Consider the following 14,443-nt stretch of genomic DNA (forward strand, 5'->3'; position numbering starts at 1 on the left):
CATCGTTCGACTTGCATGTGTTAAGCACGCCGCCAGCGTTCGTCCTGAGCCAGGATCAAACTCTCCGTGAATGTATTCCCGACTGCGCCTAATTAAAGACTGCGGGATGACACCACGAGAGCGGAACAGCCAGGCGGAATAAGCCCGGCCGTTCACAGCGTCCTCGCTGTGTTTTCTTCAAAGGAACCTCCACCCACCATATTGCGTGATGGACGGGGTATCAACATATCTGGCGTTGATTTTTGGCACGCTGTTGAGTTCTCAAGGAACGGACGCTTCCTTTGTACTCACCCTCGCGGGCTTTCCTCCGGGCTTCCCTTCGGTGTTTCCAACCTTACCAGACGTTTTCCATGCCGTTTCCGACTCAGAATTCGCTTCGGTGGCCAGTTGGAGGGCCTTGCCTATTCGGTAGCCTTGCGGCTCCCTTTCGGCTGGTCCGACTTTATCAGAAGTTTTCGACCGGACTGACCGGCCACTCGTTCCTGAATAATCGGGTGGGCTTCTTCGGAAGTGAATCCCGAGAAGCAAATAGATAGACGCTCACCGTTGCCATCGGAGCTGTCCAGCTCCGCGCAACTGTGTAAATCTACCTCCCCACAGGTCCCGTGTCAACGGCTCCCGTGGGGCGAGGTACGAGGCTAACACCTCGGCCGGAGTGCCTGCACATCAGGCAGCGGTCGGTACGGAGGCGCTGCGCTCCGTCTCCTCGACGTCGCCGGTGGCGCCGGCTCGTGCCGCACGACCGCCAAGGATGTAGACGTATGCGAGGAAGGCCAGTTCGGCGGTGATGCCGATGGTGATGCGGGCCCAGGTCGGGAGACCGGACGGGGTGACGAAGCCTTCGATGGCGCCGGAGACGAAGAGGACCAGGGCGAGGCCTATCGCCATGCCCAGGGCGGCGCGGCCCTCTTCGGCGAGAGCCACACGACGGGAGCGGGGGCCCGGGTCGATCAGAGTCCAGCCGAGGCGTAGCCCCGTACCGGCGGCTACGAAGACGGCGGTCAGTTCCAGGAGGCCGTGCGGGAGGACGAGGCCCAGGAAGGTGTCGAGACGGCCCGCCGAAGACATCAGGCCGATGCCGACGCCCAGGTTGAGCATGTTCTGGAAGAGGATCCAGATGACCGGCAGACACAAGAAGGCACCGAGAACGAGGCACATGGCTGCGGCTTGGGCGTTGTTCGTCCATACCTGGGCCGCGAAGGACGCCGCGGGGTGGCTCGAGTAGTACGTCTCGTACTGGCCGCCGGGACGGGTGAGCTCCCGTAGCTCGCTGGGGGCCGCCATCGAGGACTGGACCTCGGGATGGGTGCCGATCCACCATCCCAGGATGGCCGCGACCGCGGTGGAGAGGAGCGCTGTGGGGACCCACCAGTGGCGTGAGCGGTAGACCGCGGCGGGGAAACCGTACGCAAGGAAGTGGGTGACGTCGCGCCAGGAGGCGCGGCGTGTGCCTGTTACGGCACTACGCGCGCGTGCCACGAGTTGGCTGAGGCGGCCGGTGAGTTGGGGGTCGGGGGCGCTGGACTGGATCAGGGAAAGATGGGTCGCCGTGCGCTGGTACAGGAGGACGAGTTCGTCGGCCTCCTCGCCTGTGAGGCGGCGCTGGCGGTGCAGTAGTGCGTCGAGCCGGTCCCACTCGGCGCGGTGGGCGGACACGAAGACGTCGAGGTCCATCGGGTTGGCTGCTCCTCGGCTGCTCGTCGTGTGGTCAGCTTGTCGCACTGCGGCGCGATGTGCCCTCAGCTTGGCAGACTGGCTGTTCTCAGGGCAGTTCGGGGAAGGACGGCGGGCGTGAGTGAGCTTGTGACGGGCGAGGCGGTGGCACTGGAGCTGCGCCCTGCGAAGCTGCCGAGCCGGGCGCTGGCCGTACTGATCGACCTGGTGGCGGCGATGGCCGCATATATCGCTGTGACGGTGGCCCTTGTGGTCTCCACGGCCAGTCTCGATGAGGCGGCGCAGACGGCGGTGTCCATCGCGGCGTTCCTTCTTGTGCTGGTGGGCGGGCCGATCGCGGTGGAGACGCTCAGCCATGGGCGTTCGCTCGGGAAGCTGGCGTGCGGGCTGCGGGTGGTGCGGGATGACGGCGGGCCGATCCGGTTCCGGCATGCGCTGGTGCGTGGGGCGGTCGGTGTGGTCGAGATCCTGATGACGCTCGGGATCGTGGCGTGCATCGCGTCGCTCGTGTCGGCTCGGGGGAGGCGGCTCGGTGATGTGTTCGCGGGAACCCTGGTCGTGCGGGAGCGGATACCCGCCGGGCGTACGACTTTCGTTCCTCCGCCGCCGCCTTGGCTGGCGGGGCGGTTCTCCGGGCTTGATCTGTCCGCGGTTCCGGATGGGCTGTGGCTTGCGGTTCGGCAGTATCTGACGCGGATGCAGCAGTTGGATCCGCAGGTCGGCTGGGCGATGGCGGAGCGGCTCGCGGCCGACGTCGCGGAGCGCACCGGGGCTCCGGCGCCGCAAGGGGTGCCACCGGCGGCGTATCTGGCGGCCGTGGTGCAGGAGCGGCAGGCGCGGGAGGCCCGGCGGGCGTTCGGCGGCGGGGCGGCCGTCGGCGGTGAGCCTGTCGGCGGCGGAGACGGGGCTGGGCCGGCCGACCGAGCCGCCACCCAGATGCCGCCCGCCGCCTCTGCCTCCTATCCGGCGGTGCAGCCGCCGCACTCCGCCTATCCCTCGGGCGCTGGCCCGGCGGTTCACTCCTCGGGCTCCGAGTCGACGCCGTCGGCTGGGCAAGGGGCGCCCGCCGCAGCTCCGCGGGATGCCGGGAGTGAGCGCCCGGCCACCGGGTTCGTACCGCCGGCGTGACCTGGACGCCCTGCGGGCGGTCAGGTGAACAACGACGGCGGCGAGTCGAGATCCTCGAGTTCGATGCCGGGTGCGGAGAGCACGACGTCGCCGGAGAGGTGGACGGTGTGCTGCTCGCCCGTGTCCAGGGCTGTGACCTGGTATTCGTCCACGGTCAGGGGGTCGTTGTCAGTGGCGTGTGCTTCTCTCTTGATCAGGGCCCAGGACTGGTCGACGGTGCGCGGGGCCAGGACCGGGTCGGTGAAAGCGACGAGGCGTACGCGAGTGGCGGAGGAATCGGGGGTGAGGCGGAGCAGACGTGCAGTGGCGATGAGGAAAGCGGGGGATGCGCCGGTGAAGGCGTGGGCGCGGACATTGCCTTCGGTGGCGTGAGTTCCTGTGGGGTCGGTGCGGACCCAGGTGACGCCGTCGAGGGCGGCGCCTCGAACCTGCCAGCTCGCGGCGTGGAGTTCGAGACGGATGGGGCGGCCGAGGTCGTCGAGGGCGAGGTCGACGGAACCGGCGGGGTCGCCGGAGGGGGTGGTCACTTGGGAGACGTAGCGCCAGCCGGAGGGGCCGGGCGCGCAGTGGAAGTGCTCTTCAGAGAGGGGGGTGTGGTCGTGCGGATCGTGGAGCGAATATCGGCCGCGGGGCATGGGGGTTCGGTCCTCATCGGGGACAGGCCCCCGCCGTGACGGCGAGGGCCTGCTGACATCCGTGCGCCGAGCGGTGGTACCGCTGCTCGGCCGGGTGCTCAGTAGCGGTAGTGGTCCGGCTTGTACGGGCCCTCGACCTCGACACCGATGTAGGAGGCCTGCTCGGGGCGGAGCGTGGTGAGCTTCACGCCGAGTGCGCCGAGGTGGAGGCGGGCGACCTTCTCGTCGAGGTGCTTGGGCAGCACGTAGACGTCGGTCGGATACTCCGACTGCTTGGTGAACAGCTCGATCTGGGCCAGGGTCTGGTCCGCGAACGAGTTGGACATCACGAAGGACGGGTGTCCGGTGGCGTTGCCCAGGTTCAGCAGGCGGCCCTCGGACAGCACGATGAGCACCTTGCCGTCGGGGAACGTCCAGGTGTGGACCTGCGGCTTGACCTCGTCCTTGACGATCCCGGGGATCTTCGCGAGGCCGGCCATGTCGATCTCGTTGTCGAAGTGACCGATGTTGCCGACGATCGCCTGGTGCTTCATCTTGGCCATGTCCGAGGCCATGATGATGTCCTTGTTGCCGGTCGTGGTGACGAAGATGTCGGCCTTGTCGACAACCTCGTCGAGGGTCGTGACCTGGTAACCGTCCATCGCCGCCTGCAGTGCGCAGATCGGGTCGATCTCGGTGACGATCACGCGGGCGCCCTGTCCGCGCAGGGACTCCGCGCAGCCCTTGCCCACGTCGCCGTAGCCGAAGACGACCGCGGTCTTGCCGCCGATGAGGACGTCGGTGGCGCGGTTGATGCCGTCGATCAGGGAGTGGCGGCAGCCGTACTTGTTGTCGAACTTCGACTTGGTGACGGCATCGTTGACGTTGATCGCCGGGAACAGGAGGGTGCCCTCACGCTGCATCTCGTACAGGCGGTGGACGCCGGTCGTGGTCTCCTCGGTGACGCCGCGGATCTCCGAAGCGAGCTGGGTCCACTTCTGCGAGCCGTTGGAGATCGTCCGGTTGAGGAGCTCCAGGATGACGCGGTGCTCGTCGTTCTCGGCGGTGTCGACGGACGGGACCTTGCCGTCCTTCTCGTACTCGACGCCCTGGTGGACGAGGAGAGTGGCGTCACCGCCGTCGTCCAGGATCATGTTCGGGCCGCCGGTGGGCGTGTTCGGCCAGGTCAGGGCCTGCTCCGTGCACCACCAGTACTCCTCCAGGGTTTCGCCCTTCCAGGCGAAGACCGGGATGCCCTGGGGGTTGTCGGGCGTACCGTTCGGGCCGACCGCGATGGCGGCGGCGGCGTGGTCCTGCGTGGAGAAGATGTTGCAGGAGGCCCAGCGGACCTCGGCGCCCAGGGCGGCCAGGGTCTCGATGAGTACGGCGGTCTGCACGGTCATGTGCAGGGAGCCGGTGATGCGGGCGCCCGCGAGGGGCTGCGCCTCTGCGTACTCCTTGCGGATCGCCATCAGGCCGGGCATCTCGTGCTCGGCGAGGGTGATCTCCTTGCGGCCGAAGTCGGCCAGGGAGAGGTCGGCGACCTTGAAGTCCTGTCGGTTCTCGACAGTCGTCATGCGAGCTGCTCCTCGGATTGGGTCGAGGTGTGTACGGCTGGTCTGCGCGATGGCGAGCATACGAATGCCCGGCGCCTGTGCGCAGCGCAGTCCGTCGGAGGCCCTCTCTCCCTCGGTCGGCCCGCTGGGGCCGCCCGACCGCCATCAGCAGCGACGTCTGGCTCGGTGTACGAATCTACACCGATCGGCCCAGCGGACCCCAGTCGGCCTCCGGCCAGATTAAGACACGGAGATGGAGGCGCAGGGTTCGATCGGGGCCGAAAATGAGCGGCGGGCTGCAGTGGGACGTCTGCCAGGGCGGCGCAGGGCCCGCCGGAAGTTCGGTGGGCCCAGGGGGTGTCCGTGCGAGAGGGATGCGCCCCCTCTCGCACGGAGAACCGGGTTCTCGTACGGGAAACCCGTGCCGGACGGGTCAGTGCTCGGCCGGTGTGGTCGGGCCTCCCGGGGCGGCCTTGCGGTCTGGGCCCTTGGCTGCTTCGGCTTCGCTGTAGATGTCGGGCTCGAGGTAGATGACCCGGGCGATCGGGACGGCTTCGCGGATGCGGGACTCGGCGGCGTCGATGGCTGCGGCGATCTCGGTGGCCGTGTCGTCGTGCTGGACGGCGATCTTGGCGGCGATCAGGAGTTCCTCCGGGCCGAGGTGGAGTGTGCGCATGTGGATGATGCGGCTGACCGTGTCGCCGTCGACGATGGCGGCCTCGATCTTCTTGACCTCTTCCACGCCCGCGGCCTCGCCGAGGAGGAGCGACTTGGTCTCGGCGGCGAGGACGATCGCAATGAGGATGAGCAGGACGCCGATGCAGAGGGTGCCGATGCCGTCCCAGACGCCGTCGCCCGTGGCCAGCGCCAGGCTCACGCCGCCGAGCGCCAGGATCAGACCGACCAGCGCGCCCAGGTCCTCCAGGAGGACGACGGGCAGTTCGGGCGCCTTGGCGTGACGTACGAACTCCTTCCAGGACTGCTTGCCACGCAGGGCGTTGGACTCCACGATGGCCGTCCGGAAGGAGAACGTCTCGGCGATGATCGCGAAGACGAGGACACCCACCGGCCAGTACCAGTGCTCGATCTCGTGCGGGTGCTTGATCTTCTCGTAGCCCTCGTAGATCGCGAACATGCCGCCGACCGAGAAGAGGACGATCGAGACGAGGAAGGCGTAGATGTAGCGCTCGCGGCCGTAGCCGAAGGGGTGTTGCGGGGTCGCCTCACGCTGGGCCTTCTTGCCGCCGAGCAGCAGCAGGCCCTGGTTGCCGGAGTCGGCAAGTGAGTGCACGGACTCGGCGAGCATCGACGAGGAGCCGCTGAAGAGGAACGCCACGAACTTCGCTACCGCGATCGCGAGGTTGGCGACGAGTGCCGCCACGATCGCTTTGGTGCCGCCTGACGCGCTCATGTGTTCCTGATGTCCCTTCGTCTGCCGTCCGGGGCATTCCGCCTGCCGAACCGGCGTTGCCCGCCCTTGCGGTGCGCCATTGTTGCAGTCCGGTCCGACAGTGGAGCATCAGCCCGTCGCCCCGGCCACTTCGACGGCTGTCTCAGGCCACAACGGTGGCCCGGAAGACCGTGCCGGTCCCGGACACTTCGGCCTTTTCGCCCGCCGGTACGAAGACGGACTGACCGGGGGTGAGCGCGTGCCCGCCCGCCTGTACGGAGCCCGCGGTGCACAGGAGGATCTGCGGGGTGCGGAGGGTGAGTTCGTGGGCCGCGGTGCCCTGCGGCAGGACGTAGCGCGAGAGGCGGAATTCGTCGATCGGCGTCTCGTAGACCTCCTCGCCGTCGGGGGACGCCTCGGGGCGCAGTACGCCGGGATCGCTGGCCTCGAAGCGGACGATCCGCAGGAGTTCGGGGACGTCCACGTGCTTGGGGGTGAGGCCGCAGCGCAGAACGTTGTCGGAGTTGGCCATGATCTCGACGCCGAGGCCGTTCAGATACGCGTGCGGGACGCCGGCGCCGAGGAACAGGGCCTCGCCGGGCTGGAGCCGGACGTGGTTGAGCAGCATCGCGGCGATGACGCCCGAGTCGCCGGGGTAGTGGTGGGCGATTTCGGCGTACGGGGCGTGCGTGCCGCCGAGGCGTGTGCACGCCGCGGTGGCTTCGGTGACCGTCGTGGCCATCTGCTCACGGTCCGCGGACAGGACAGCCGTCAGCACCTCGCGCAGGGCGGCGTCCTCGGGGTGGGCGTGCAGCAGGTCGACGTACGGCTTGAGGGAGTCGATCTCCAGGGCGGCCAGGAGGTCCCCGGCCTCGGCCGGAGCCCGGAATCCGCACAGGCCGTCGAACTCCGTGAGCGCGCAGATCAGTTCGGGCTTGTGGTTGGCGTCCTTGTAGTTGCGGTGGGGGGCGTCGATCGGGACGCCGCGGCGCTCCTCTTCCTCATAACCCTCCTTGGCCTGGGCCAGGTCGGGGTGCACCTGGAGGGAGAGGGGCGCGCCGGCGGCGAGGATCTTGAGGAGGAAGGGCAGGCGCGGGCCGAACTTGGCGACCGTCTCGGCGCCCAGTTCGCGCTCGGGGGCCGCCTCGATGAGCTCGGTGAGGGGACCGCGGGCCGTGCGTGAGGGCGCGCCGGGGTGGGCGCCCATCCACATCTCGGCCTGTGGTTCGCCGGTCGGCTCGACGCCTAGGAGCCGCGGGATGGCGGTGGTGGAGCCCCAGGCGTAGGGACGGATGGTGTTGTCGAGGCGGTCCATGGGGCTCTCTCTGCGCTCTCTGTCTTCACGCGGGCACGGTCACACGGTCACGTCGGCCGCTCGGCAAGCATCAGGCTCCCGCGGTGAGCGCCAGGTAAACGGCCGCGAAATCTGTGGTGGCGATCAGCTCCGCGAGGGTCTCCAGGTCGCTGCCGTCCTCCGGTTCGAGTTCGCTGATCGCGGTGTCGTGGCTGAGGGCGAGGTCGCGGGCCGCGGGGGCGGCGGTGCGGCCTCCGGCGGGGCGGTCGCGCAGCAGGACCACGCGCGCGTGGAGGGCCTGTGCCTCCTCGACGCGGTCGCGGAAGAAGTCGTCGGGGTCGGCGCCGGCAGCCAGCGCCCCCGAGAGCAGCACGCTGTGCGCGGCGAGCGCCTCGGGGAGCTCGGCGGTGAGCGCGGGGCGGCCCGCGAGTTCCGCCATCGCGGCGACGAAGCGGCGTCCCGCGGGGCCGGCGGACTGGCCCTCGGTCCAGATGACCGGCAGCGCCTCGGCGAGCTCGGCGGCGAGCGTCTTGGCGGGATTGCTGTACGTCGCGATGGCCGGACCGCAGCGTTCGGCGACGTGGTCGAGGCGGTCGGCGACCTTCTGCAGGACGTCGGGCGGGGCGGGCAGCATGCCGGTGCGGTCGAGCAGCGCGAGCAGCGGGGTGAGGAGGGCCCACAGCGAACCAGGGGCCGAGGCCGCGGCCGGTGCCTGCGGCTCGTAGGGTGCGGTCGCCATCGGTACGGCGAGGCCGTGGGCGCCCGTGATCGCCTCGGTCAGCGGGGTGCGGGGCGGGCAGACGGCGACGACGGTGAGGCCGCGTCGGTAGGCCTGCTCGACGAGGATCGACAGGCCGGGTTCGCTGCCGTCGGGCGTGGTGATCAGGAGTAGGTCCACGGGGCCCGCCCAGCCGGGCAGCTCCCAGAGGAGGGCGCCCGCGGCGGGGGCCACGCCTCCCGGAGTGAGCCGGATGACGGGGCAGGCGGCGCCGGCGAGGGAGCCGAGCAGGTCGGCGACGCCGATGGCGGCCAGGCCGGGGCCCGCGGTCAGGATGGCCCTTGGGCGGCCGTCCGGCTTGAGCTCAGCGATTCCTGCCTCGGTGGCGTGCCGGACGGCGGTGCGTACGCGGGCGCCTGCTTCTGCGGCGCCGCGGAGCAGTTCACGGCGGTCGGCGCGGGCGAGCGCCTCCGGGTCGTCGAGCAGTGATTCGTCGAGCATGTGGGGCAGCCTCCGGGCGCCGGTCGCTGTTTTTGGGGTCTACGCGGGGCGGCGGGCCGCGTCGACCAGGAGGACCGGGATGCCGTCGCGGACCGGGTATGCCAGGGCGCAGTCCTGGGCCGTGCAGATCAGCTCGGTGTCCTGCTCCTTGAGGGGGGCGTGGCAGGCCGGGCAGGCGAGGATCTCCAGGAGGCCGGTTTCTAGCGGCATTTGGGGTCCCTTCGGGGGTGGAGTGCGGGCGGATGTGGCCTGGTCAGGGTACCGCTGTGGGGGGCGGGTTTCCTTTCCCCCGGCCCGCCCCTTCCCGAAACTGGGGGCGGAGCCCCCAGTTACGGGAAGGGGCGGGGCTGGGAAGAAAAGCCCGCCGCAGACGCCACCCACGCGCCACCCAGACGTGACCCTCCGTGGCCTGATCGGGCCACTCCCTCTTCCCGCACCACGCTGCGTGCGGGAGGCTCAGATGTAGCGGCATATTTACGAGGAGGCATCAAGTGGTCGACGCGGATCAGACATTCGTCATCGTCGGAGGAGGGCTGGCCGGCGCAAAGGCGGCCGAGACGCTCCGCACGGAGGGCTTCACCGGCCGCGTGATCCTGATCTGCGACGAGCGCGACCACCCGTACGAGCGCCCCCCGCTGTCCAAGGGCTATCTGCTCGGCAAGGAGGAGCGCGACAGCGTTTTCGTGCACGAGCCCGCCTGGTACGCGCGCAACGACATCGAACTGCACCTCGGCCAGACCGTCGACGTGATCGACCCGGCCGCGAAGACGGTCCACTTCGGCGACGACGGCACGCTCGTGCGCTACGACAAGCTGCTGCTCGCGACCGGCGCCGAGCCCCGCCGCCTCGACATCCCGGGGACCGGCCTGGCCGGCGTCCACCATCTGCGCCGCCTGGCCCACGCCGAGCGACTCAAGGGCGTACTCGCCGCCCTCGGCCGCGACAACGGCCACCTCGTCATCGCGGGCGCCGGCTGGATCGGCCTGGAGGTCGCGGCGGCGGCCCGCGAGTACGGCGCGGAAGTCACCGTCGTCGAGCCCGAGCCGACGCCACTGCACGCGATCCTCGGCCCGGAGATCGGCCAGATGTTCACCGACCTGCACGCCGAGCGCGGCGTCCGTTTCCACTTCGGCGCCCGGCTCACCGAGATCATCGGCCAGGACGGCATGGTCCTGGCGGCCCACACGGACGACGGCGAGGAGCACCCGGCGCACGACGTGCTCGCCGCGATCGGCGCCGCCCCGCGCACGGCCCTCGCCGAAGCCGCGGGCCTCACCCTCGTCGACCGCTCGCAGGGCGGCGGCATCGCGGTCGACGAACGGCTGCGCACCTCGGACCCCGACATCTACGCGGCCGGCGACGTGGCCGCCTTCCACCACGCCCTCTTCGACACCCGGCTGCGCGTCGAGCACTGGGCCAACGCCCTCAACGGCGGACCCGCTGCGGCCCGTTCGATGCTCGGCCGCGAGCTGACGTACGACAGGGTGCCCTATTTCTTCTCCGACCAGTACGACGTCGGGCTCGAGTACTCGGGCTGGGCGCCCCCCGGCTCGTACGACCAAGTGGTGATCCGGGGAGACGCGGGCAAGCGGCAGTTCATCGCCTTCTGGATGAAGGAGGGCCGGGTGCTCGCCGGGATGAACGTGAATGTGTGGGACGTCACGGAGCCGATCCAACAGCTGATCCGCTCAAGGGCACAGGTGGGCATGGAGGCACTTGCGGACCCGCACGTTCCGCTGGACAGCGTGGTCTCGTGACAGTCGGACGTACTCGGACGTACTCGACTGTCACACCACCCCCGTAGAATTCACGCGTGGCCGGAAGGATCAACGACGAGGACGTGAAGGCGGTTCGGGACGCGGTTCCGATCGACGCCGTGGTGTCCGAGTACCTCCAGCTGAAGGGCGCGGGCGGGGGCAATCTCAAGGGCCTGTGTCCGTTCCACGACGAGAAGTCGCCCTCCTTCCAGGTCAGCCCGAGCAAGGGGTTCTTCCACTGCTTCGGCTGCCAGGAGGGCGGCGACACCATCACGTTCGTGATGAAGATCGACCATCTCTCCTTCTCGGAGGCGGTCGAGCGCCTGGCCGGCCAGGCGGGCATCACGCTGCGGTACGAGGAGGGCGGCTACAACCCCTCCCACCAGCGCGGCGAGCGCATCCGCCTGGTCGAGGCCCACAAGATCGCCGCCGAGTGGTACGTGGAACAGCTGGCGACCAGCCCGGAAGCCGACACGGGCCGCAAGTTCCTCGCCGAGCGCGGCTTCGACCAGTCCGCCGCCGAGCACTTCTCCGTCGGCTACAGCCCCCAGGGCTGGGACCACCTCACCCGCTATCTGCGCGGCAAGGGCTTCACCGACAAGGAGCTCCTCCTCTCCGGCCTCGCCCAGGAGGGCCGCCGCGGCCCCATCGACCGCTTCCGCGGCCGGCTGATGTGGCCGATCCGCGACATCGCGGGGGACGTCGTCGGCTTCGGCGCCCGCAAGCTCTACGAGGCGGACAACGGCCCGAAGTACCTGAACACCCCCGACACGGCGATCTACCGCAAGTCCCAGGTCCTTTACGGGATCGACCTCGCCAAGCAGCACATCGCCAAAGCCAGCCGGGCCGTGATCGTCGAGGGCTACACCGACGTCATGGCCTGCCACCTCGCCGGCGTCACCACCGCCATCGCGACCTGCGGCACGGCCTTCGGCGGCGACCACATCAAGATCCTCCGCCGTCTCCTCATGGACAACGGCAGCGCACGCGTGATCTTCACCTTCGACGGCGACGCGGCCGGCCAGAAGGCGGCCCTGCGCGCTTTTGAGGACGACCAGAAGTTCGCCGCCGAGACGTACATCGCCATCGCACCGGACGGCATGGACCCCTGCGAGCTGCGCCTGGCGAAGGGCGACGAGGCGGTCGCCGACCTGGTCGAACCCCGCACCCCGCTCTTCGAGTTCGCACTCCGCCAGATCGTCGCGCGCTACGACCTCGAGACCCCCGCGGGCCGCGCCGCCGCCCTCGACGAGGCGGCGCCCATCGTGGCCCGCATCAAGAACAGCGGCGCCCAGCACGAGGTCGCCGTACAGCTCGCGGGCATGCTCGGCATCCTGGACACGCAGTTCGTGGTCAAGCGGGTGGCCCAGCTGGCGCGCTGGGCCCGCGACCGCGGCGGCAGGGGCCCGGCGCCGACGTCGAGCCGTCAGCCCTCGTACGACATGGCACCCCGCCAGGCCCCCTCAGGCCCCGCTCTCAACCTCCGCAACCCCGTCTACGCCACCGAGCGCGAGCTGCTCAAACTCGCCCTCCAGCGGCCCGAGTTGGTCTCCCCGGCCTTCGACGCGTACGGGATCGACGAGTTCACCGCCCCGCCGTACGCGGCCGTGCGCCAGGCGATCACGGACGCGGGCGGCGCGGAGTACGGCGTCCAGGACCCCCAGGAGTATCTGATCCGGGTCCGCGAGGCCGCCCCGGACAACGCGGTCCGCGCCATGGTCACGGAGCTGGCCGTAGAGGCCATCATGCGTAAGACCGTCGACGAGCTGTACGCGGGCGATCAGCTGGTCATGGTGCGCCGCCGCGCCGTCGACCGCCGCATCCACGAGGTCCAGGGCACCCTCGCCCGCGCCAGCGCCCAGGGCGACCCGGCCCAGCTGGCCGCCGTACAGAACGAGTTGTGGGTGCTACAGCAGTACGGGCAGGCCTTGCGTGAACGGGGCGCGGCAGCGCTCTGACCGGGGCTTGTGCCCTCTTCGGGGCCGCGTCGTACGTGTGGGTAACCACCCGGTCACAGACCGGACTCAAAAAGTCACCGCACGCCCCTCGTGGCAAGGATGTGTCGTACTCCACACTGGGTTCCGGTGCCTGAGTCCTCGGAGCGCGGCCGACCCGAACGCGACGGGTCCTCCATCCCCGCGGTTCCGCTCAACGTGTACGGGACGGATGGCGGCGCGGCCGCCGAGTCCGTTCGCGAAGTACCGCTGCCGTACGCCTCAGCAGCGATCATCCTGGAGGTCGCCCCCGTGCAGACCCAGACCCTGACCCAGACCGACAACACGACGGACGCGGAGGCGGACGTCATCGCGGCGGTTCCACAGCAGAGCCGTGTCGCGCACCATCCCGAGACCGAGTCGGGGGGCGCGCCGCCCGATCTCGACGAGCCGCCCGCCGGTGCGGTCGGGACGGCCGCGCCCGCACCGACGGCTGCCGGTACGGCCGTCGAGACCGAGGCCCCCGAGCCGCCGCCCGTCGAGGCGCTGCCACCCCGTGGCCGTACGGCCGACACCGGTGGCCCGTCCTCGGACCTGTTCCGCCAGTACCTGCGCGAAATCGGCCGCATCCCCCTCCTCACCGCCGCCGAGGAGGTCGAGCTCGCGCGCCGCGTCGAGGCGGGCCTCTTCGCTGAGGAGAAACTGGCGCGCACCCCGGCCCTCGAACTGGACAGCCAACTCGCCCTGGACCTCGACAAGTTGGTGGTCATGGGGCGGATGGCCAAGCGCCGCCTCATCGAGGCCAACCTACGGCTCGTGGTCTCGGTCGCGAAGCGGTACGTGGGGCGCGGGCTCACCATGCTCGACCTCGTCCAGGAGGGAAACCTGGGCCTGATCAGGGCCGTCGAGAAGTTCGACTACGCCCGCGGGTACAAGTTCTCGACGTACGCGACCTGGTGGATCCGGCAGGCCATGTCCCGCGCCCTCGCCGACCAGGCCCGGACCATACGGGTCCCCGTCCACGTAGTCGAGCTGATCAACCGCGTCGTCCGCGTGCAGCGCCGCATGCTCCAGGAGCGCGGCTACGAGCCGACCCCCGAGGAGGTCGCCGGCCAGCTCGACCTGCCCAGCGAGCGGGTCAGCGAGGTCCTGCGCCTGGCCCAGGAGCCCGTGTCCCTGCACGCGCCCGTGGGCGAGGAGGACGATGTCGCGCTGGGCGACCTGATCGAGGACGGCGACGCGACGTCTCCGGTGGAGTCGGCGGCGTTCCTCCTGCTCAGGGAGCACCTGGAGGCGGTGCTGTCGACGCTCGGCGAACGCGAACGCAAGGTCGTCCAACTCCGCTACGGCCTCGCGGACGGCCGTCCGCGCACCCTGGAGGAGATCGGCCGCATCTTCGGCGTCACGCGCGAGCGAATCCGCCAGATCGAGTCGAAGACACTGAACAAGCTCCGGGACCATGCGTTCGCGGACCAGCTGCGGGGTTACTTGGACTGAAGGGTTTTCGCCCCCGCCGCCCCTACCCGTCCCATCCCGGGGCGTTGCCCCGGACCCACCAGGGGCTCCGCCCCTGGACCCCGCTGGGGCTGCGCCCCCAGACCCCCATCGGCCTGGCGGCCTCGTCCTCAAACGCCGGACGGGCTGAAATCAGCCCGCCCGGCTGAAATCAGCGCCGTCCGGCGGAAAGCCAGCCGGCCCGGTGCAAGATCAGCCCGGCCACACGAATAATCAGCGGGCCGCGAAAAATCAGCCCGGCCCTGCTGGGCTGCCTCCTGGAGCGTGTTCCTGGTGGCGTCGGTGAGCTTGTCGTGCACCACCTTGTAGTTGACGGTGGCGATGACCGTGGTGCCGTCCCGGCTGATCGTCCCTGTCTCGAC

Annotated in this window: 12 protein-coding genes and 1 rRNA gene; 4 read left to right on the forward strand and 9 right to left on the reverse strand. The window is 69.8% G+C overall.

All coding sequences use genetic code 11. From position 1 onward, the window contains the following. Positions 1-71 (reverse strand): 16S ribosomal RNA (locus tag G6048_RS40630); the annotation flags it as partial. A gap of 595 nt (positions 72-666) precedes the next feature. After that, positions 667-1,674 carry a stage II sporulation protein M gene (locus G6048_RS40635; RefSeq protein WP_165344629.1) on the reverse strand — a complete coding sequence of 336 codons (1,008 nt, stop codon included), beginning with the start codon at positions 1,672-1,674 and terminating at the stop codon, positions 667-669. 117 nt (positions 1,675-1,791) lie between these two features. Between G6048_RS40635 and G6048_RS40640 the strand changes: the two genes are divergently transcribed. Further along, a complete protein-coding gene (locus G6048_RS40640) occupies positions 1,792-2,802 on the forward strand; it encodes an RDD family protein (protein ID WP_165344630.1) in 1,011 nt (336 codons plus the stop codon). Between the two features lie 20 nt (positions 2,803-2,822). Here the strand turns inward: G6048_RS40640 and G6048_RS40645 are convergent, their stop codons facing one another. The 6 genes from G6048_RS40645 to G6048_RS40670 form a co-directional block, all read right to left on the reverse strand. Continuing rightward, entirely contained in the window at positions 2,823-3,437 is a 615-nt protein-coding gene (locus tag G6048_RS40645) for a hypothetical protein (protein WP_165344631.1), read from the reverse strand. Positions 3,438-3,535: 98 nt separating this feature from the next. Next, entirely contained in the window at positions 3,536-4,993 is a 1,458-nt protein-coding gene (ahcY, locus tag G6048_RS40650; protein WP_165344632.1) for an adenosylhomocysteinase, read from the reverse strand. Between the two features lie 412 nt (positions 4,994-5,405). After that, a complete protein-coding gene (locus G6048_RS40655; RefSeq protein ID WP_165344633.1) occupies positions 5,406-6,383 on the reverse strand; it encodes a cation diffusion facilitator family transporter in 978 nt (325 codons plus the stop codon). 142 nt (positions 6,384-6,525) lie between these two features. Further along, complete coding sequence (gene manA / locus G6048_RS40660; protein ID WP_165344634.1) at positions 6,526-7,677, reverse strand: mannose-6-phosphate isomerase, class I; 1,152 nt, start codon at positions 7,675-7,677, stop codon at positions 6,526-6,528. A 70-nt stretch (positions 7,678-7,747) separates the two neighbouring features. Then, entirely contained in the window at positions 7,748-8,875 is a 1,128-nt protein-coding gene (locus G6048_RS40665; protein WP_165344635.1) for an SIS domain-containing protein, read from the reverse strand. Positions 8,876-8,914: 39 nt separating this feature from the next. Next, on the reverse strand, positions 8,915-9,085 hold the full coding sequence (locus G6048_RS40670; protein WP_165344636.1) for a Trm112 family protein: 171 nt from the start codon (positions 9,083-9,085) through the stop codon (positions 8,915-8,917). A 281-nt stretch (positions 9,086-9,366) separates the two neighbouring features. Here G6048_RS40670 and G6048_RS40675 point away from each other — a divergent pair, with 281 nt between their 5' ends. The 3 genes from G6048_RS40675 to G6048_RS40685 all read left to right on the forward strand — a co-directional run bounded on the left by G6048_RS40675 (position 9,367) and on the right by G6048_RS40685 (position 14,063). Further along, entirely contained in the window at positions 9,367-10,632 is a 1,266-nt protein-coding gene (locus G6048_RS40675) for an NAD(P)/FAD-dependent oxidoreductase (protein ID WP_165344637.1), read from the forward strand. Positions 10,633-10,688: 56 nt separating this feature from the next. Beyond that, on the forward strand, positions 10,689-12,590 hold the full coding sequence (dnaG, locus tag G6048_RS40680) for a DNA primase (RefSeq protein WP_165344638.1): 1,902 nt from the start codon (positions 10,689-10,691) through the stop codon (positions 12,588-12,590). A gap of 126 nt (positions 12,591-12,716) precedes the next feature. Then, entirely contained in the window at positions 12,717-14,063 is a 1,347-nt protein-coding gene (locus G6048_RS40685; protein ID WP_165344639.1) for an RNA polymerase sigma factor, read from the forward strand. A gap of 128 nt (positions 14,064-14,191) precedes the next feature. Here G6048_RS40685 and G6048_RS40690 read toward each other — a convergent pair. Continuing rightward, on the reverse strand, positions 14,192-14,443 hold a 252-nt coding region (locus tag G6048_RS40690), incomplete at its 5' end, for a hypothetical protein (RefSeq protein ID WP_165344640.1).

This window comes from Streptomyces ureilyticus, from assembly GCF_011045025.1.
GTDB classification, from domain to species: domain Bacteria; phylum Actinomycetota; class Actinomycetes; order Streptomycetales; family Streptomycetaceae; genus Streptomyces; species Streptomyces ureilyticus.